This is a genomic window from Neobacillus dielmonensis (assembly GCF_000612665.1).
In the GTDB taxonomy this organism is placed as follows: domain Bacteria; phylum Bacillota; class Bacilli; order Bacillales; family Cytobacillaceae; genus Neobacillus; species Neobacillus dielmonensis.
The window spans coordinates 43,715-63,661 of the sequence record NZ_HG942052.1; the positions used below are offsets into that span (position 1 = coordinate 43,715).

Genomic DNA, 19,947 nt, shown 5'->3' on the forward strand with positions numbered 1-19,947 from the left:
GAAGGAATTTCCAATGGCTGAACAATTTCAATCAAGAGAGGAACGCCGTAAGAAACTCCAGACATCTGGCAAACCAAAAATCAAGAAAAAAAAGGGAGGACTTGTAAAAAGGATATTCCTACTTTTGGTCATTATTGGATTTGTCGGATTACTCGCCGGTGTGGGTACATTCGCTTACTTGGTGAAGGATGCACCTGAACTAGATCCCAAATTATTAAAAGATCCTATCCCTTCCAAGATCTTAGATAAAAACAACAAACCCATTACCGAGGTGGGCGCTGTAAATCGAGAATATGTCAGCTATGAGGATATCCCGAAAGTGCTAGAAAATGCCATCTTAGCGACAGAGGACTACCGATTTTATCAGCACCATGGGATAGACCCGATCCGATTAGGAGGAGCGATTATCGCAAACTTCAGGGAAGGATTTGGTGCAGAAGGTGGCAGTACCATTACCCAGCAGGTAGTCAAGAACTCGTTTCTGACACATGAGAAAACCATTAAGCGAAAGGTTCAAGAAGCTTGGCTGGCTTATCAGCTCGAACAAAAATATACGAAGCATCAAATATTCGAAATGTATGTCAATAAGGTCTTTGTTTCTGAAAACAGTTTTGGAATGGCCACAGCAGCTAAAATCTATTATGGTAAAGAGTTAAAAGATTTATCCTTGCCAGAAGCCGCCCAAATTGCCGGAATGCCGCAAAGCCCAAATAATTACAATCCATTTACCAATCCAGTTTTAGCAGAGAAACGACGGAACATTGTCTTAACACTAATGGAGCAGCATGGGTTTATTTCAAGGAAGGAAATGGAAGAAGCAAAAAAGCTAAAAGTGGCTGATGCAGTTTTAAAACCCGAACAGAGAACTACCAATGACAAACCATATGATGCATTTATCGACCAGGTCATCGCTGAGGTAAATCATAATACTAACTTTGATATTAATATAGATGGGTTAACCATTCATACAACGTTAGATTCTGATGCCCAATTATACGTTGATAAAATATTGAATACAGATCAGATTATAAAGTTTCCAGATGATCAATTTCAGGCAGGTATTGTCTTGCTTGATACAAGTACAGGTGAAATTCGAGCAATTGGCGGAGGCAGAAACAGGCAGAAACGCGGCTTTAACTATGCCATCCAATCTCAACGTCAGCCTGGTTCTACCATTAAACCTGTTCTTGACTATGCACCCGCCATCGAATATTTAAACTGGGGAACTTATCAAATGATCGAGGACAAACCGATTACGTACTCGACAGGTAAAAAGTTTGGAAATTGGGATTCTAAGTATTTGGGACCAATGACCATTCGAACCGCCCTGCAATTATCGCGAAATACCCCGGCTGTACAAGCATTACAACAGGTAGGGCTGGATAGAGCAAAAGATTTCGCTGTCAACATAGGGATACCGTTAAAGGAAATTTATGAGTCTTATGCGATTGGCGGTTTCGGCGGAAAAACGATTGGGGTATCTCCGCTTCAAATGGCTGGTGCGTATAGTGCATTTGGCAATAATGGAATTTATAATAGCCCACACGCCGTTGTTAAAATAGAACTTCGAGATGGTACTGTTATTGATACAGCGCCTGAACCAAAGGTTGCTATGAAAGATTCTACAGCGTTTATGGTTACAAGTATGCTTAAAAGTGTCCTTGTATCACCTGGTACCGGAACCAGGGCCAATGTTCCTGGATTACCCGTTGCAGGGAAGACCGGAACTACTAACTATTCGGCTGATGAAATGAAAGAATGGGGCATAACGAGCAGCAGTTCTGTTCCGGACGCTTGGTTTACTGGCTATTCTACCAAATTTACTGCCTCCATATGGACGGGGTACAGTGATCGTAAAATACCGATTGAGGCTAAGGGTGATAACCAAAGAATTGCCCAAATGATTTTTAAAGACCTAATGACATTCGTGTCAAAAGATATTGAGACACCAGATTTCACAATGCCAAATAGTGTACAAAAGGTTAGGATCGAAAAGGGTTCCATGCCTCCTGCTCTTGCAAGTGAGTTCACTCCTGAAAGTGAAGTGATTACGGAATATAGTGTTAAGGGACATAGTCCTAAAACAGTTTCTGAAAAGTATAACAAGCTTGAAGCACCTGTTAACCCATCAGCAAGCTATGATGAAGCATCAAAACAAATCATCTTATCATGGGATTATAAAAATTCGGCTAATTTGTCAGTCCAATTTGATATCACGTCCGATAACGGTACGGGTCCTAATCATACCGTACTAACAGAAAATCGCTTGACCGTTCCTGCCAACCCAGGTGACAAATTTACGTTTACGATTACAGCTGTTAGTGGAGACAGAAAAAGTGATTCCGCAACCACAACGTTTGAGGTCCCCCTTCCTACTAAAGATAATGAGGGAAATGATGAGGGGAATGGGAATGGGAACGATGGCAATCATGGTAATGAACCGGGACCGGGTAACGGCAATAGTCAAGGTACCGGGACAGTCACACCGCCAGTGATTATTCCAGGGACCCAAAGTGAACGCGGTAGCGGCACTTAAACTAAAAAATCGTCTAGGAATTTGTCCTGGACGATTTTTTTATGTTTTCTATAACAAATAGTTTTTCCAATTCAACCATCAATTCCGAGAGCTGACGGTAAGAGTGAAATAAGTTTGGTCTGTTTCTGACGAACTCTAATCTTTCTTCTAGATTGATTGGTATAACCGAAAACTCTTGATATGGGATCGGCTGCCTGGAAGCCGGTTGATCGTCTTGGCCATTCGTTATATACAAAAACCGAATAAAGAGGCCAATCCCCTGCTTCATCATAGCATCCACATTTTTAAAATCACGCTCTCTAAATAATCTTTCAAGATTATGTTTCATATCGGCCCATTCTTTAAGGATCCTTTTAGCAGCCGTTTCATCCCGATTAATCATCAGTATTGACCTTCCCTCGCATCCGTTTTTTGCCCTCTCTACATAGCTCCAATAATGGACAGGTTGGACATTGTGGATTTTGAGCCTTGCAATGGTACCTGCCAAAAAAAATTAACCGATGGTGTGTAATAGACCATTCGAATTGAGGAACCTTTTTCATTAACGTCTTTTCCACTTCTAATACAGAATCTTTCCAGCGGCAAATTCCAAGACGTTTACTTACTCTTTCCACATGCGTATCGACAGCAATAGCTGGTATGCCAAAGGCCACTGACACAACCACATTTGCCGTCTTTCTGCCCACACCAGGCAGCTTTGTTAATTCATCTCGATCCTTTGGCAGTTGACCGTCATACTCATTTAATAGCATGCGGCATAGACTTTGAATGTTCTTAGCCTTATTTCGATAAAGCCCGATTGAACGAATATCGTTTTGGAGTTCTTCGAGCGGGACATTTAGATAGTCCTCAGGAGTCTTATATTTCTTAAATAAATCCTTTGTTACCTTATTAACAAGCGCATCCGTACATTGTGCCGATAATGATACAGCGATCACAAGTTCAAATGGATTAGAATGATTTAATTCACAGTGTGCATCTGGAAACATTTCTCCGATTTGGTCTAAACAAAAACGGACTTGCGAATTATTTAACAACTTTTAATTCACCTTCTTCAGTTTAAGGCTCTGTTAACTTTGACTATTGATTTCCACTCCAATCAACAGAGTTAGAGTATCAACATTATCGTTTAACAGAGCCTAGTTTAAAATGAAAAATAAACGAGAGCTGCTGCCTCTCGTTTCAAGTTTATTGTTCCAGCCAGTTGTAGAAAGGAACTGTCGGCTGACTGGAATCATCTCTCACTTTCCCTTTTTGCGACTGATATTGACGGAACTTACGACCATGATTTTTGGCCTGGTCAATTGTCTTTATTCCATTTTTCTTCCATTCAAAAAGAATTCTATCAATATATCGGAAGTTTAATTTTCCAGACATAACAGCTTCCCTTAAAGCTGCTTTTATAATGTCAGGATCATGATGGTCATCGTCCATCCACATTGCCAGTGATTCACATTCAAAAGGTGATAACGGACGTCCAAATTCCTGTTCAAAGCAAGTATAAAGATCCGTCTCTTCCGACTTTTTTGAGACTTCTTTCTCTGCTTTATTCATGAGTAGAAACTGCTCAATTAGCTTTTCCCACAATGGTTTAATTGAATACATTTCAAAGCGAATTCCTTCATTCGAATACCCATCAATAATTTCAAGAAAGCCTCTTTGAATTAACCTGCGAAGTAAGTCATTACACTCAGCAATCGAAACAGTCATCCTTTCGGACAGCTGCTCTGGTGTTGGAAACGGATTTCCATTTTCTATAGAAGTTAGAATATTTAATAACAGAACAAGCTCTGTTTCCGTTAAATTAAGTCTTCGATATTCTGAAAATAAAAGAGTGGGAACAGTAATGGTACCATGTTCCAGCCAGTTTAATATTGTTGTCTTCATTTTGGACACCTCCTAGATAGTATAACATGAACCGATGTCGTTGGTTAAGTGCATTAGGTATCCAGTTAAGGAAAGAAAAAAAGCCTGCTTCCGCAGGCTCAGATTGTTGAGATGGGGTATTTTCCGTCATCTTTCTGTTTTTTACCACTTTTAGGTTTGCAGAAATTATTAAAGACCTTTTATTTAACTGCCTGTATCTTCCCTGTAACAAAATCGTGCATTCTTGCAACAGCTGTTTCTAACTGATCCAGTGCAGCGGCATAGGAAAGGCGAATATTATCAGGCGTACCGAAACCGGAACCAGGTACTACAGCAACCTTCGCTTCAACCAGCAATCCCTCCACAAATTCATCCACACTCTTGTACCCAGTCATTTCAGCTGCCTGTTTCACATTTGGATAGAGGTAGAAAGCCCCCTGTGGCTTCACACACGCAAATCCTGGGATGGCTACCAGCTTTTCATAAATAACTTCTAGACGCTGCTCAAAGGCCTGGCGCATTTCCTCCACTGTCTGTTGTGGCCCGGTGTAGGCAGCAATGGCAGCATACTGAGCTGTCGTGGTAGGATTTGATGTACTATGACTGGCAAGATTCGTCATGGCCTTGATTATTTGTTTATTGCCAGCTGCATAACCAATTCTCCAGCCTGTCATGGAATGTGATTTTGATACACCATTAATGACAATAGTCTGCTCCTTTAACATAGGAGAAAGTTGGGCAATTGACACATGTTTAGCCTGACTGTATATTAACTTCTCATAAATTTCATCGGAAACGATGAGAATGTCTTTTTCCAAACAAATTTTCCCTAACTCTAGCAATTCAGCAGCTGAATAAATAACACCTGTCGGATTGCTAGGTGAATTAATAATCACAGCTTTTGTTTTGTCGGTAACCGCGTTAGCAAGTTGTTCTGGTGTTATCTTAAACTGATTCGCTTCAGAACCCTCAATAAACACGGGTACACCACCTGCAAGCTTGACCTGCTCTGGATAGCTTACCCAGTACGGAGTAGGTATGATAACTTCATCACCATCATTTAGCAGTACTTGAAATAGCGTGTAAAGTGCATGCTTCGCACCGCTTCCTACGATAATTTCACTTGGCTCATAGATAAGGCCTTGATCAGTTTCAAATTTCTTGATAATGGCCTTTTTTAATGCTGGAAGGCCTGCTGACGGTGTATATTTTGTATGGCCTTCGTTCATTGATTGGACAGCGGCATCTAAAATATGCTGTGGTGTATTAAAGTCCGGCTCCCCAGCTCCTAACCCAATAACATCCACTCCTTGTTGCTTTAGCTCCTTCGCCTTTGCCGTGATTGCTAATGTGGCAGATGGCGTCAGCGCCAATACCCGCTTTGCTAATTCAATTGCCATTACCCTGTTCCTCCATTCCTATCCTTCTATAAATTTTCAATTTGTTTCAGCCATTCACCTGTTTCAAAATCAACATAATAATAATTTATTAAATTATCTTTAGAACGGTAATAAATTTCCCATAAGGGGATGTTTTTCTCCATTCCCAGCCTGACTGAAATAATCTTTTCAGGATTTTTTTCATCTGCCAATTTTTGAATGGCTTGCTCCTTAGTAAGACCCGAGTTGGCCTTTTTAACAAATACTTTTTTCGTTTTTTCGGGAACCCATACTATAATCTTTTGACCTTGTTTGTTTTTCCCTTCAATTACATTTACTGTCTCCAAACCATTGTAGATATGAAAATCATTTACCTCACTAAACTTGACCTTATTGCCTGCAAGCTTAATTGCTTGTTTTTCCGCAGCCTTAACAGGTTCCATAGCTGTCAGATAAACTTTTATAGACATACCTACAATAGCTACAATCACTAGGATAACAGCAATAATCCATTTCTTCACATTCTTCACTTCACTATGTACGATATATAGTAAACATCGCTTTTTTTTGACCTTCTTTATTATATCAGGTTATGTTAAAACATGCCCCGATTCTATTGCATTTTGCACAAAAAAATTGAGCTAATTTTCTTCCTTTTTCACAGGTATGGTAAAGACTTCATATTTTGTTTCTGAAAATTTCAGGGTAACCGTTCCATGCCTCTTCGTAGAATAAATTTCAGACCAGGTATCGTGCAAATTAGAAATCATTTCAGAATCAGTGACATCCTCTGCTGCAGGTAAAATGGATATTTCCGGGTTTAAGAAAGCAAGAAACTCGCCCGATAGTGGTGTCGAATCCCTGCAGGATATTTTTAAGACGGTAACATTGCCTATATCCTTTTTTAATAAAGTCTCTTCCGCACGGTTATTAAAGGATGAAAGAAAGAATAACCGGTTATTGAAAAACTCCAAAGTAAAATTCAGACCTTCATTTTGCTGTGTTCCGGCTAATTGCGCTTCTGCTATTAATTCGGGCAAAAGCTCTTCCCTCTGCCCTTGTTCCCAAGGATATACTTTCACCTCATATTGCTCGTCAATTTGGCCTAACACATCGGCATAACCACCGGGATATGTAATAATTTCCTTCACACCATATTTTGCAATCAGGCTATTAAGCTGTGGATAGGAAAGTTTTTCGTCCGCTTTTGTTAAAATTAGACTATCAATATTCTTTACTTTATATAATTTGAGCCACCTGTTTAATTCCTTCTCTGTATCTTTACCGCCTATATCTACTAAAATGGTCCTGCCATCTGGCCCTTGAATGAGCGTAGCTTCCCCGTCAGATAAACTAATAAACGTAACTGCCATCTCATGGTCTTTTAGATTGAGTTCGATATTTTCGACGTTACTGGAATTAATCGTTTCTGCACCGACAATGAAACTAAAGGAAAAAAGCATTGGCACTAATATTAGTAAAGTTCTCACATACATTCCTCCTAAGGGTTAGCATGCGTAGATTTTCCAATTTTTATCATAGCCACGTTTCAATAACCTTAATCAAGTCAGTCATCGGGCCCTTTTTGATTGACACAGGCGGAATGGATTCTAAAAAGTTCTTCCCATACTTCGTGGTGATAATTCGCTTATCAAAAACCATGACAATTCCCCTATCCGTTTCAGACCGGATCAACCGTCCAAATCCTTGTTTAAATCGTAAGATGGCTTCAGGAAGTGAATATTCGGTAAAGGGATTTCCCCCTTGTTCTTTAATGATTTGACATTTTGCTTGAGTAATGGGTTCTTCTGGTGAACTAAATGGCAGCCTGACAATTACCAAACACGATAAATCTTCACCAGGTATATCTACACCTTCCCAAAAACTGCCTGTACCAAATAAAATAGCTTTTTCAAACCGCTGGAAACTTCTAGTGAGCCGCATCCGGCTGCCTCCAGTAATTCCCTGGGCAATCAGCACATAATCCTCCAAAAAACCGCTTTCCCGAATCAACTCATAGGTCTTCTTTAACATGTCATTTGCCGTAAAGAGTATCATCATTCTTCCTTTAGTTGCTTCCGCTATGCTAATGATTTGTTCCGATATGGCAACAACGTACTCATCCAATGATACGGAATTAACTTCAGGCAAATCACTGGGAATTAGCATTTGCACTTGGTTCTTATACTCAAACGGTGACGGAATGACCAACTGGTGGACATCTTCAGGATTAAGTCCTAATTCTTTTATCACGTAATCAAAGGACTGATTGACAGTTAAGGTCGCAGATGTAATGACAATTCCGTCTTTTACAGAAAAAAACTTTTCTTGGAGCGTACCCGCAACTGAAGTGGGCTGAGCCATAAACGCTGTTACATTTTGCGGCGAACGAAAATCAATTTCAATCCACTTTACATGATTAGAATCCCTCATAAAACAGCTTTTTATGGTATTCTTTAAGCTTACCAACTCATTTAACCATATATACAAGTCCGTTATTATATTTTCCTGTTCGTTTGTATACGTCGTTTTCTTGCTTTTTAACCACTCCAGCCGACCTTCAACCGCTGCCTGAAGGTCAGATAATGAAAATGCAAGCCGTTCCGCACTGTGGACAAGAGCTTTTCTTTGCTTACTGTTGTCTGAATTGGAAAAGCTGATTTTTGTTCGAAAGGGACTGTTGGAACCTGCTTGTTTGGATTTGGCAAAAATACCAACCAATTTGAAAAAGTCATCAATTTCATAGGTAAGATTTGCAAAAATTTCTCCTACTTCAAAAGTATGTGGTAATTCCGTATCAAAATCTGGAAGACCCTCAAACATTTTTTCCAACTTATAAAACAACTGGCGCTGTTCATATTGGCCGAAATGGCCCAACCACATCCTAGTACTCAGGTAATCAAGTGAATACCCAAAAAATTGAGCAGCTGTTTTTTCAAGATGGTGACCTTCATCAATGATAGCGAAATGATACTCTGGCAGAATGGAGCCTTGCTCCTTTATATCACTTAATAATAAAGAGTGATTGGTAATAATAATATTTGCCGATTCAGCCTTTATTTTAGCCAGTTTGTAAAAGTCTCGTTCCTGCCAAATCGGATTCTCGGGGAATATACTTGCATCAGTTTTAATTTTGTTCCAGAATAGCAGCCCCCCACTAGAAAGATTTAGTTCATCCTTGTCACCCGTTTCTGTCTCAAGCAGCCAAATGAGAATTTGCATCTTAGTCAAAGTGGTGTCGTAGTTATCATTTTCATTCTCCAAGCTTTGATAAAATTTCTCCAGACTCAGATAATGGCCTTTCCCCTTCAATATGACTGCGTCGACCTCAAAAGGAAGCATCCTGTTCAAATCAGGGATGTCCTTTTTTAGAAGTTGTTCCTGCAATTGAGTGGTATGGGTACTAACGACAATAGGCTTTTGGTGCTGAACCGAAAAATAGGCAATTGGCAATAAATACCCAAGCGATTTACCAATCCCGGTACCAGCTTCAATTAATGCATGCTTTTTCGAGTCAAAGGCATGGTACACAGTATCCATCATATTAAATTGGCCGGTTCTTTTTTGATAGGTACCTAATCCTTTTTTGAGCAATTCAAGCTTGACGTCATTATCTGCTGGATATGGAAACACTTTTTCATCTTTATGTGAACCTATTTGCCTATGTTGTTTCCTTAACGCTAATCTGTTAAACCATTCCAGGGCATTATCTAACTGTTTTCCCTGGCTCTCCCATTCTATTAACAGTTCATCAAGCAGCAGATGTAAATCACTCTTTAACCCTTCGGAAAGCGGCAGAAGCTGCTGCAGAGTAACAGTCGGAAGCTTTTCCAGCCGATTTAAAAATATCAAAAATAGCTCGGCTGTCACTTCAGCATCACTATCAGCTTGGTGAGGACGGTTATGATTGAGATTTTCTTTCTCAGCCAAGTCGGAGAGTTTATAACTATCTGCAGTTGGATATAAAATTCTTGCCATTTCAACTGTGTCCAGAACAGAGCCATAAAATCCCCCACAGCCAGCTTGAATCAGTTCCTCTTGTAGGAATGATAAATCAAATAAAACATTATGAGCAACAAAATAAGCATCTTCTAATAAGGAATTTACCCTATCAGCTATTTCCGCAAATTCTGGGGCATCCTTCACCATCTCATCGTTTATGCCAGTTAATTCCTCAATAAACGGGGGAATGGACTTCTGGGGATTGACCAGTGACGAAAACTTTTCAGTAACTTTGCCATTTTCTATGACTACTGCGGCAAACTGAATGATTTTGTCACCCTTTTTTGGCAGATTTCCTGTCGTTTCTAAATCAACGACCACAAATTTATTTAACATTTCATAAACACCCCAAAACTTCTCAATCCTTTAACGATATGCCTTTGACAATAGAGTACGATTGCCTTAGGCAAACCATTTTTACTTATCCATTATAATAAAGTATGGGAAAAAAGAAAAATCCCCTGCTAAAGGGGATTTTCTTACATGATCGTTAGCGCTGGTTCAGCATAGATCAGTTCTTTAATTTTGTTATGTTCATCCATAATGGCAACCCTTGGCTTATGGGCCGAAATTTTTTCTTCCGGAATCATAACGTATGAAATAATGATCACTATGTCTCCTGGCTGCACCAGTCTTGCTGCAGCGCCATTTAAACACACAATGCCACTGCCTCTTTCACCAGGAATAATATAAGTCTCCAATCGGGCACCATTGTTATTATTTACAATTTGGACCTTTTCATTGGCTATCATACCAACAGCATCTAATAAATCTTCATCAATGGTAATGCTGCCAACGTAGTTTAAATTCGCTTCTGTCACAGTTGCACGATGGATTTTCCCGTTCATCATTGTGCGATACATAAAGGTTCCTCCTGGTCCAAATCGAGTATCAAATTATCTATTAAACGAACCTTAGAGAATTTTACAGCAAGAGCAATAATCACCTTTCCTGTAAGTTCTTCCAATGGTTTTAATTGCGGGTAGGATAGGATTGTAACGTAATCAATTGCAACGTTTGAATGGCTTTTCAGCATTCCTTCAATTAACTGAACTAACGAGGCAGGATTTCGTTCTCCTTTCTCAATTGCTTGACTAGCTGCAAGCAAGCTTTTATATAGAATCGGTGCCTGCTGCCTTTCCTGCGGCAGGAGATTTACATTGCGTGAACTTTTCGCAAGCCCATCCTGCTCACGGACAATATCAATAGCAACCAGCTCAACCGGAAAATTAAAATCTGAAACTAACCCTTCGAGAACCGCGACTTGCTGTGCATCTTTTTTTCCAAAATAAGCCTTGTCGGGCATTACGATATGAAATAATTTGGTAATGACGGTAGCAACCCCATCAAAGTGGCCAGGACGTGATTTTCCGCATAAAACATCCGTACGGTCTTGAACGGAAACTGTAACAGCAGGTTTATTTGGATACATCTCCTGAACTGATGGGTAAAATAAGTAGTCAACCATCTCGCTTTCAGCTAAAGCACGGTCACGCTCAAAGTCACGTGGATATTCTGCAAAGTCTTCGGTTGGACCGAATTGAAGCGGATTAACAAAGATACTCAGGACCACAATATCATTTTCTTTTCGAGCATTTCTCACTAGTGTTAGATGCCCTTCATGCAGATAACCCATTGTCGGGACGAACCCAATCGACTGTCCCTGCTGCTTATGGCGGGCCATTTCTGCCTGCATACTCTTAATTTCTGTCACTTTCTTCATAATTTCCCTCCATAAAGACCATTAAGCTCATGCTCCTTCATCGTGTAGGAATGTCGATCTTTTGGGAAATGAAGATTTCTAACTTCCGAAGCATAGGATTGGATGGATTCAACCATAAATTCGTTTACAGCATGGTATTGTTTTACAAATTTCGGCACCCTGTCCACTCCATAGCCTAAAATATCATGATAAACCAGGACTTGTCCGTCCACATGAACTCCAGCACCGATTCCTATCACCGGAATAACTAATGACTTTGCTACCTCTTCTGCCAGCTGTTTTGAGACACATTCCAACACAACCGCAAACGCGCCTGCTTGTTCGCACTTCTTGGCATCATCCAATAATTTTCTGGCTGCTTCAGCATCCTTACCTTGCACTTTATAGCCCCCCAGTACACCCACCGACTGCGGAGTCAGACCTAAATGGGAACAAACTGGGATCCCTGCTTTTGTGAGTGCTGCTATTTTTTCAATTACGTCATCAGCACCTTCAAGCTTGACAGCATTTGCTCCTGTTTCCTGCATTATCCTTGCTGCGCCGATTAGTGTATCCCTTACGGATAGATGGTAGGTTAAAAAGGGCATGTCAGTCACAATAAATGTATTTTTTGCGCCACGCTTCACTGCCTTTGTATGATGAATCATATCATCAAGTGTTACTGGAATAGTAGAATCATAGCCGAGAACAACCATCCCCAGAGAGTCGCCGACTAAAATCATATCGACCCCGCCCTGTTCAGCCTGCTTGGCGGACGGATAATCGTACGCAGTCAGCATGACTATTTTTTCCTTGTTTTGTTTCATTTTGAGAAAATCTGTTGTTTGTTTCATTTGAATCCCTCCTCATTATCATTGGGGAGAGGTGACAAAACGAACAAAAAGAGAAATAAAAAGGATCCATCTGAAGGCAGAGGATCCATTGTACTCTTTACGTGTTCCATCCCTCTGTCCCGGTCCGTTGTTCGGATCTAGGCAGAACTTTTATATTGTTATGTCAATTCTAAAAAAGGTGCAGTTCTATCGATACTGCCCAAAAAAATTATACAAAATTCTTAAAACTCTTTCAAGATATCATTTTTGTTATATTTCAATATCAGCAGAATATACATGATGAATGGTGCCGGATAAGTCCTCTAGCAATAATACTCCTTCATCGGTTATGCCTAAAGCTTTGCCCTCAATAACATTGGTAAGAGTCCGAGCTTTTATTACGTTACCAATACTAACTGCATATCCTTCCCATAAAACCTTAATGGGATAAAATCCTTGCTTAAGGTAAAGGAGATATAGTCTTTCAAAACAGGAAAAAATGCTTCTTATCAAGGCCGAACGTGAAATAGTCTTTCCCGATTCGATGTAAAGAGAGCTAGCAGTACTTTGCAATTCAACTGGAAAATCCTCTAGTTTTTGATTTACATTTATGCCAATCCCAACAATAATGGAATGAATTCGATCAGCTTCCGCTTGTAATTCTGTTAAGATTCCCGTCACTTTTCTACCATTAATCAAGATATCATTAGGCCATTTTATTACTGGAGTCAGTCCTGTTACTTCTTCGATTGCTTGAACAATGGCAACAGCTGTCAACAAGGTTAACTGGGGGGCTTTGTTTAACGCAATGTTTGGACGGAGAATGAGACTCATCCAAATCCCGGTATATTTTGGCGAATGCCATTTTCGATTTAATCTTCCTTTTCCTGACAGCTGTTCTTCTGCAATGACGACTGTTCCCTCAGATACATTTTCGGCAGTCAGCTTGTGGGCAATTAATTGTGTGGACTCTACACTTTCTTGATAGTGAATGTTTTTCCCTATAAATTGAGTAGTTAGTCCAAGCCGAATTTCATCCGCTGTTATTTTCTCTGGGGTTTTTAAAATTCGATAGCCCTTTTTCCGAACAGCTTCTAATTCAAAACCCTCTTTCCTAAGTTCCTCTATATGCTTCCAAACAGCGGTTCTTGAACAGCCGATCACTTCGGCTAAATGCTGTCCGGAGAGAAACTGTTCCCCTGCCTGTGTAAAGGCATCTAGCAGTTTCTTTCTTATTTCTGACTGCACTGCTTCAGCCACTCCTTAATTTTCTGTTTTTCGTTGGCTACGTTCCCTTCTAAGACCGCCTTTTCGATTTGCAACAACACTTGTTTCAACCAAGGACCGCCAGTTTTCCCGGACCATTCGATCAGATCACTCCCAGTTACATCCAAATCCGATCTTGTCTTGATAGGTAGCCTTTTATAAACATCTAACCATTGCTCTACCGAATCCATTTTTTGTATGCCATTTATCACTAATGTCAGCTTTTCAGCTGATTGTATAGTGTCATATCCTGCAATATATAATTGGTAGATGGACCAATTCTGTTCAAGTCTTTGTCTAGTGAAGTATAAACAATCCCTGATATCTTTAATATCTTTGAGAGGAAGCCGCCATTCTCTTAAAAACGGTTCAGCGTCAGCGTCGTTTACTTCTATATAGTATAGAAGCAGGCACCACATTTCTTTTCTGCTTAATCGTTCACAGGGGACTTCGATTACTTTCATGATATCTTTTTTATATTTTTCTAAGCCAGGTAAAAACAAATGAAGATTAGCATCTACTAATATTTTCAAGGCATTTTTTCTATTCTTACCCATTAAGAGTTTTTCAAACTCTGCTCGTTTTCGTTCTACGGCAATTTTGGAAAGTAATTGATTGAGATTCGATAATGCCATTAGTGTTTCTGTATCAATTTGAAAAGACAGTTGACTAGCAAAGCGGACGGCCCGCAACATTCGCAATGCATCCTCATGAAAGCGTTCTTTTGCTAGTCCTACTGTTTGGATTAACTTATTATGAATATCATTTTGTCCGCCAAATGGGTCAATTAAATTGCCATTCAGGTCCATAGCAATGGCATTCATCGTAAAATCCCGCCGTTTCAGGTCTTCAGTTAGGCTGCGAATAAACGCTACTTCTTTCGGTCTCCGGTAATCCTGATATTCTCCTTCTGTCCTGAAGGTAGTTATCTCATACGAATTCTGATTATGAAGAACGAGAACGGTTCCATGTTCAATTCCGATATCAATGGTTTTTTTGAATAATGTTTTCACTTCATCCGGGGTAGCAGATGTAGCAATATCTACATCACTGATTTGCTTTCCCAGCAGGTAATCCCGGACCGATCCTCCCACGAAATAGGCTTGAAAGCCAGCATCCTCGAGTATCTTTAAAACGGGTACGGCGGATAAGAAGGGTTCTTTCATGGAAATCACCTTGCCAACAAATTGTAGTAAATCGATTCATACTGTTCCACTATATTTTCCGTGTTAAATTTCCTTTTAGCGATGGTTTGTGCTTCCTGAGAGAACTGATGATGCACGCTCGAATCTTTTAATAATTCGATCCCCTTTCGCGAGATACCTGGCACGTCACCTACTTCACAAATATAACCAGTCACGCCGTGTTCAATTACCTCGGGAATGCCGCCGACATTTGTCCCAATGCAGGGAACTCCGCACGCCATCGCTTCAAGTGCAACAAGTCCAAAACTTTCTTTTTCCGACAATAACAACATTAAATCACTTATGGAATATAATTCATCAAGATTCTCCTGTTTTCCCAGAAAGATAACCTGGTCTTCAATAGCCAGCCGGGTAACAAGTTTGGAAACAATGGACATTTCCGGTCCATCGCCAACAAGAAGAAGTTTTGCCGGCATAGCCGCAGCGATGTTTGCAAAAACCTTCACAACATCCTGAACCCGCTTTACCGCTCGAAAATTGGATACATGGATAATGACCTTTTCATCTTCCTTAATCCCAAACTCACGTTTTAAATGCTGTGCTTCGCTTTTATGATAAACACGCTCATCGATAAAGTTATAGACGGTTTGAATTTGTTTATCTGGATGAATGAGCTCGTAGGTCTGTTCAACCAATGCATGGGAAACAGCAGTAACAGCATCTGACTTTTCAATTCCAAACTTTATGGCATCAGATAGCGATGGGTCGGAACCCAACACCGTAATATCGGTGCCATGTAAGGTGGTTATAATTTTGATGTCCCTGCCTAACATTTGCTTAGCCAAAATGGCACAAACAGCATGTGGAATGGCATAATGAACATGAAATAAATCCAGTTTCTCCCGATTCGCCACCTCCGCCATTTTGCTGGCCAAGGCAATATCATATGGAGGATACTGGAAAAGCGAATATTGATTAACTTCTACTTGATGGTAATAAATATTATGGTAGATCCTGTTTAGTCGAAACGGAACACTTGAAGAAATAAAATGAATTTCATGACCTTTTTCCGCTAGCATTTTCCCTAGTTCCGTTGCCACCACTCCGGAACCCCCAACTGTAGGGTAACAGGTGATTCCAATCTTAAGCTTTTTCATAAATTAATCTCCTAATAAATCACGATGCAGCAGAATCGGCACTTTCGTCTTAAAGCCTTCGGCAAAAGTGACACCCACCTGCTTGCCAAACATTTTTTCTCTAGCTTCCACTGTTTCAATATAGCCATTTACAAGCGGTGTATCAAAACTATCATCGGTTCTCACAAACTGGCTTTCATAGGCTTGTAAAGCTGATAGTTTTTTTTCAATGAACTCCGAAATATCGACTGCAAAGTCCGGCCGGTGAAAACCATTAATCATATAAAAATAGACATTGGCCGCCTTGTGCGGTTCGTTTGTTTGAGGGGTCCGATATTTTTTAATTCCAGCAGAAAATACAGCTTCTTCCACTAGTCGTGCACAATTCCCGTGATCTGGATGCCTATCAACTATATAAGGAACAAAAACAAGCTTCGGCTTATAGGTCCGGATCACATCTGCTATTTTATTAATGTATTCTTCCTGCATATATAATCCTCTGTCTGGAAAACCCAGTGAGGTACGATAAACGACACCCAAAATTTCAGCGGACTTTCTAGCTTCTTGTTTTCTTAGTGTCACCGTACCATTCGAAGACAGGTCAGCATCGGTTAAATCACATATACCTATTTGCTTTCCTGCAGCAGCCAATTTGGCAATCGTTCCCCCCATACCAATTTCCACATCGTCGGCATGAGCTCCAAAAGCAAGAATATCTAGTGTTTTATTCATTTTCATCACTTTTTTCATTTACAATTTTTCGCCAATCCAACAAGCCTTCATCAATTCCCCTTATTAATAATTCTGCTGTTCCCATATTCGTCGCAAGTGGGATAGAATATACATCACACAATCGAACTAATGCTGTAATATCCGGTTCATGTGGTTGAGCAGTTAACGGATCACGAAAAAAGAAAACCGCATCCATATTGTTTTGGGCGATCATGGCACCAATTTGCTGATCGCCCCCCAGTGGGCCTGACTGAAACCGGGTAATAGGCAGCCCTGTTGCCTCTTGAATCCGCATGCCTGTTGTGCCTGTAGCAAATAAATGATGCTTGGCGAAAGTAAGTTTGTAGGCTGTTGCAAATTGAACTAAATCATCTTTCTTTTTATCGTGGGCAATTAAGGCAATGTTCATCGTAAGTCTCCTAATCTAAAATATTTTCAAGGCCATAAACAAACCTGTTTTGCTTCATAACGGTTTCCACTGCTACCTTTACGCCAGACATAAAGGAACTGCGGTCATATGAATCATGCCGAATGGTCAAGGTTTGTCCATCTGCGCCGAGTAAAACCTCCTGATGGGCAATTAACCCTGGCAAACGTACGGAGTGAATATGCATGCCATTGTACTGGGCACCTCGGGCACCTTGAAGAGTCTCTTTTTCATTAAGATGACCTTGAGTTTTAGCCTCCCTGACAGCCGAAATCATCTGGGCTGTTTTAACGGCTGTTCCTGAAGGAGCATCAAGTTTTTTGTCGTGATGCAGTTCAATAATTTCAACATCATTAAAATATTTAGCAGCCATTTGGGCAAACTTCATCATCAATACAGCGCCGATGGCAAAATTAGGGGCAATAATGCAGCCTAGATTTTTTTCTTGGCAGATTTGTTCTAATTGTGTAAGGTCTTCCTGTGAGAACCCCGTTGTTCCTACTACTGGTCGAACATTATACTCGAGGGCAGCAATAGTATGGTCCATTCCTACCTCAGGAGTGGTCAACTCGATTAATACGTCTGCTTCTTCTGACTGTAGACATTTCCTGATATCCGAATAAACAGGAACGTTTGAAATGTTCTGGAATCCTTCCAGGTCGCTTAACATCATTCCATCATTTTTATGATCAACCACAGCTGTTAGGATAAAATGTTCAGTACTAGTTACCATTTTGACTGCTTCTCGGCCCATTCGCCCCCGAGGTCCTGCAATGATTACTTTAATTGTATCGCTCATATTTCATTACTCTCCTGTTTTATTCTTGTCCAACGATTTTTATCTCTAGTGTTAAATTTCTTCATCACTTCATTGTGTGCTTGTTCCAAATCTACATTTAAAGAATTGGCTAAACAAATCAAAACGAAAAGCATATCGCCGATTTCTTCATCGATTTCTTTTTTCGTCTCTGAAGTTTTTTTCGGCTTTTCTCCGTAATAATGGTTTATTTCCCTGGCAAGTTCACCTAGTTCCTCTGTTAGTCTTGCCAGCATCGCCAGCGGACTAAAATAACCTTCTTTAAATTGGCTTATGTATGTATCCACTTCTTTTTGAAGTTGTTTCATTGATTTGCCGTCTGACAACATGGTTCACCCCTATTATGCTATAGTCAATATTCATGTTAGCTAAATTAACGCTGATTTACAAATGTTTTCGTTTTTTCGAACTGTTTTTCTGTCCAATTGCTATAACTGGGTTAATTCGATATAATAAAAACCGCCATTAGGGGAAAACCATGGAAGAGGTGGAAAGAAAATGAGATATGGACTCAAACCAAAAAATATCCTATTTATCTTGTTAGGTTCAGCAATAATGGCTTTCGGCCTCGTGAATTTCAATATGCAAAACAAGTTGGCTGAAGGCGGTTTTACCGGAATAACATTACTGCTCTATTTTCTGTTTCATTGGGATCCATCCTATACGAACCTCTTACTGAATATTCCTGTTTTTATTATTGGCTGGAAGTCATTGGGCCGGAATGCCTTTTTATATACCATTTTAGGGACAGTTGGTGTATCTGTTTTCCTTTGGATCTTTCAAAGGATGGCCATCGACATGCCTCTTGAGCATGATTTATTTCTTGCTGCCCTGTTCGCTGGTGTTTTTACCGGAATTGGTTTGGGGATTATCTTTCGTTATGGAGGTACAACTGGGGGAGTAGACATTATTGCAAGGCTTGTCCAAAAATATGCCGGATGGAATATGGGAAAGACGATGTTTTTATTTGATGCATGTGTAATCCTCCTTTCCTTAATAACCTACCTAAATTATAAACAAGCCATGTACACATTGGTTGCTGTGTTTGTAAGCGCACGGGTCATTGACTTTATCCAAGAAGGGACTTATTCTGCCCGGGGAGCGATGGTTATTTCCGAGAAAAATGATCAAATAGCAGATAAGATATTGCAGGAAATGGGACGTGGCGTTACTGCACTTAGGGGATATGGGGTATATACGAAAAGTGAACGGGATGTTCTATATTGTGTAGTAGGGAAAAATGAAATTATGCGTTTAAAAAATTTAATCACTTCCATTGACCCACATGCATTTGTCTCGATATCAGTGGTAAACGATGTGCATGGTGAAGGTTTTACTCTCGATGAAAATAAAATGCCTATAATTGACTAAAAGCAATGTCTTAGCGACATTGCTTTTTAATCATCGTTTCTATTCATCCCTGTAAAGATCAAAACCAGCCTCAACAGTTCGAGAACAGCAACCGCTGCGGCTGCAACATAAGTAAGGGCAGCTGCATTTAATACCTTTTTTGCCTCTGGTCTTTGTCTCTGGTCGATTAATCCAAGTGATAAAACCTGTTTCATAGCCCGGTTTGAGGCATTATATTCCACTGGCAGTGTTACAATTTGAAATAATACCGCAGCTGCCATTAAAATGATTCCCAAGAGAAGTAATCCGGACAATTGTGCAAATATCCCAATCATAATCAGAATCCATGAAGCATTCGAACCAAAATTAGCAACAGGAACTAACGCGTGACGAAACCTTAGGAATGCGTAGCTTTCAGCATCTTGAATCGCATGCCCGCATTCATGAGCTGCCACAGCTGCTGCTGCAATCGAATTACTATGATAATTTTGCGAGGACAAACGAACGGTTTTGGTTCGCGGGTCATAATGGTCACTTAAGTATCCTCTCACTTCTTCGACACCAACATTATATAAACCATTTTCATTCAAAATTTGCCTGGCAACCTCTGCCCCACGAAGATAGGCAGCAGAATTCACTCTCGAATACTTTGAGTAGGTACCTTTTACTTTCATTTGAGCCCATATAGGAATCAACGCAATGATGATAAAATAGATAAGATAGAACATATGTTACCCCCTAACCAGCTCTTTTGAC

Annotated in this window: 20 protein-coding genes; 2 read left to right on the forward strand and 18 right to left on the reverse strand. The window is 40.1% G+C overall.

The window, feature by feature from the left end; genetic code table 11:
• Window positions 1-13: 13 nt before the first annotated feature.
• Entirely contained in the window at window positions 14-2,536 is a 2,523-nt protein-coding gene (locus BN2425_RS08710; RefSeq protein ID WP_042457757.1) for a transglycosylase domain-containing protein, read from the forward strand.
• A 13-nt stretch (window positions 2,537-2,549) separates the two neighbouring features.
• Here the strand turns inward: BN2425_RS08710 and BN2425_RS08715 are convergent, their stop codons facing one another.
• From BN2425_RS08715 to BN2425_RS08795, 17 genes are all read right to left on the reverse strand, one after another.
• Window positions 2,550-2,918, reverse strand: a complete 369-nt coding sequence (locus BN2425_RS08715; protein WP_052352813.1) for a YpoC family protein — start codon at window positions 2,916-2,918, stop codon at window positions 2,550-2,552.
• Window positions 2,911-3,573, reverse strand: coding sequence for an endonuclease III (gene nth / locus BN2425_RS08720; RefSeq protein WP_042457760.1), 663 nt, complete (start codon window positions 3,571-3,573; stop codon window positions 2,911-2,913). The genes BN2425_RS08715 and nth overlap by 8 nt, the downstream gene beginning before the upstream one ends.
• Before the next feature lie 151 nt (window positions 3,574-3,724).
• Window positions 3,725-4,423, reverse strand: a complete 699-nt coding sequence (locus BN2425_RS08725) for a DnaD domain-containing protein (protein WP_042457763.1) — start codon at window positions 4,421-4,423, stop codon at window positions 3,725-3,727.
• Window positions 4,424-4,602: 179 nt separating this feature from the next.
• On the reverse strand, window positions 4,603-5,796 hold the full coding sequence (locus BN2425_RS08730; protein ID WP_042457919.1) for a pyridoxal phosphate-dependent aminotransferase: 1,194 nt from the start codon (window positions 5,794-5,796) through the stop codon (window positions 4,603-4,605).
• 32 nt (window positions 5,797-5,828) lie between these two features.
• Entirely contained in the window at window positions 5,829-6,302 is a 474-nt protein-coding gene (locus BN2425_RS08735) for a cell wall elongation regulator TseB-like domain-containing protein (RefSeq protein WP_042457766.1), read from the reverse strand.
• Window positions 6,303-6,422: 120 nt separating this feature from the next.
• Complete coding sequence (locus BN2425_RS08740) at window positions 6,423-7,271, reverse strand: ComEC/Rec2 family competence protein (RefSeq protein WP_042457769.1); 849 nt, start codon at window positions 7,269-7,271, stop codon at window positions 6,423-6,425.
• 46 nt (window positions 7,272-7,317) lie between these two features.
• Entirely contained in the window at window positions 7,318-10,119 is a 2,802-nt protein-coding gene (gene dinG, locus BN2425_RS08745; protein WP_042457772.1) for an ATP-dependent DNA helicase DinG, read from the reverse strand.
• Between the two features lie 143 nt (window positions 10,120-10,262).
• Complete coding sequence (gene panD, locus BN2425_RS08750) at window positions 10,263-10,646, reverse strand: aspartate 1-decarboxylase (protein ID WP_042457775.1); 384 nt, start codon at window positions 10,644-10,646, stop codon at window positions 10,263-10,265.
• Complete coding sequence (gene panC, locus BN2425_RS08755) at window positions 10,631-11,506, reverse strand: pantoate--beta-alanine ligase (RefSeq protein WP_042457778.1); 876 nt, start codon at window positions 11,504-11,506, stop codon at window positions 10,631-10,633. The genes panD and panC overlap by 16 nt, the downstream gene beginning before the upstream one ends.
• Window positions 11,503-12,339 (reverse strand): 3-methyl-2-oxobutanoate hydroxymethyltransferase, encoded by an 837-nt coding sequence (gene panB, locus BN2425_RS08760; protein WP_042457781.1) that lies wholly within the window; start codon window positions 12,337-12,339, stop codon window positions 11,503-11,505. The genes panC and panB overlap by 4 nt, the downstream gene beginning before the upstream one ends.
• 249 nt (window positions 12,340-12,588) lie before the next feature.
• A complete protein-coding gene (locus BN2425_RS08765) occupies window positions 12,589-13,566 on the reverse strand; it encodes a bifunctional biotin--[acetyl-CoA-carboxylase] synthetase/biotin operon repressor (protein ID WP_042457784.1) in 978 nt (325 codons plus the stop codon).
• Window positions 13,551-14,750, reverse strand: a complete 1,200-nt coding sequence (locus BN2425_RS08770) for a CCA tRNA nucleotidyltransferase (RefSeq protein WP_042457789.1) — start codon at window positions 14,748-14,750, stop codon at window positions 13,551-13,553. The genes BN2425_RS08765 and BN2425_RS08770 overlap by 16 nt, the downstream gene beginning before the upstream one ends.
• 5 nt (window positions 14,751-14,755) lie before the next feature.
• Window positions 14,756-15,886 carry an N-acetyl-alpha-D-glucosaminyl L-malate synthase BshA gene (bshA, locus tag BN2425_RS08775; RefSeq protein ID WP_042457792.1) on the reverse strand — a complete coding sequence of 377 codons (1,131 nt, stop codon included), beginning with the start codon at window positions 15,884-15,886 and terminating at the stop codon, window positions 14,756-14,758.
• Between the two features lie 3 nt (window positions 15,887-15,889).
• Entirely contained in the window at window positions 15,890-16,597 is a 708-nt protein-coding gene (gene bshB1 / locus BN2425_RS08780) for a bacillithiol biosynthesis deacetylase BshB1 (protein ID WP_042457922.1), read from the reverse strand.
• Window positions 16,590-17,006 (reverse strand): methylglyoxal synthase, encoded by a 417-nt coding sequence (gene mgsA / locus BN2425_RS08785; protein WP_042457795.1) that lies wholly within the window; start codon window positions 17,004-17,006, stop codon window positions 16,590-16,592. Before mgsA ends, bshB1 begins: the two co-directional genes overlap by 8 nt.
• A gap of 10 nt (window positions 17,007-17,016) precedes the next feature.
• Window positions 17,017-17,823 carry a 4-hydroxy-tetrahydrodipicolinate reductase gene (gene dapB / locus BN2425_RS08790; protein ID WP_042457798.1) on the reverse strand — a complete coding sequence of 269 codons (807 nt, stop codon included), beginning with the start codon at window positions 17,821-17,823 and terminating at the stop codon, window positions 17,017-17,019.
• Window positions 17,820-18,170, reverse strand: a complete 351-nt coding sequence (locus BN2425_RS08795; protein WP_042457801.1) for a nucleotide pyrophosphohydrolase — start codon at window positions 18,168-18,170, stop codon at window positions 17,820-17,822. The genes dapB and BN2425_RS08795 overlap by 4 nt, the downstream gene beginning before the upstream one ends.
• A gap of 169 nt (window positions 18,171-18,339) precedes the next feature.
• On the opposite strand from BN2425_RS08795, the gene BN2425_RS08800 reads away from it, so the two are divergent.
• A complete protein-coding gene (locus tag BN2425_RS08800; RefSeq protein WP_042457803.1) occupies window positions 18,340-19,212 on the forward strand; it encodes a YitT family protein in 873 nt (290 codons plus the stop codon).
• 26 nt (window positions 19,213-19,238) lie between these two features.
• Here the strand turns inward: BN2425_RS08800 and BN2425_RS08805 are convergent, their stop codons facing one another.
• Window positions 19,239-19,919 carry a zinc metallopeptidase gene (locus tag BN2425_RS08805; RefSeq protein WP_042457807.1) on the reverse strand — a complete coding sequence of 227 codons (681 nt, stop codon included), beginning with the start codon at window positions 19,917-19,919 and terminating at the stop codon, window positions 19,239-19,241.
• Window positions 19,920-19,947 lie beyond the last annotated feature (28 nt).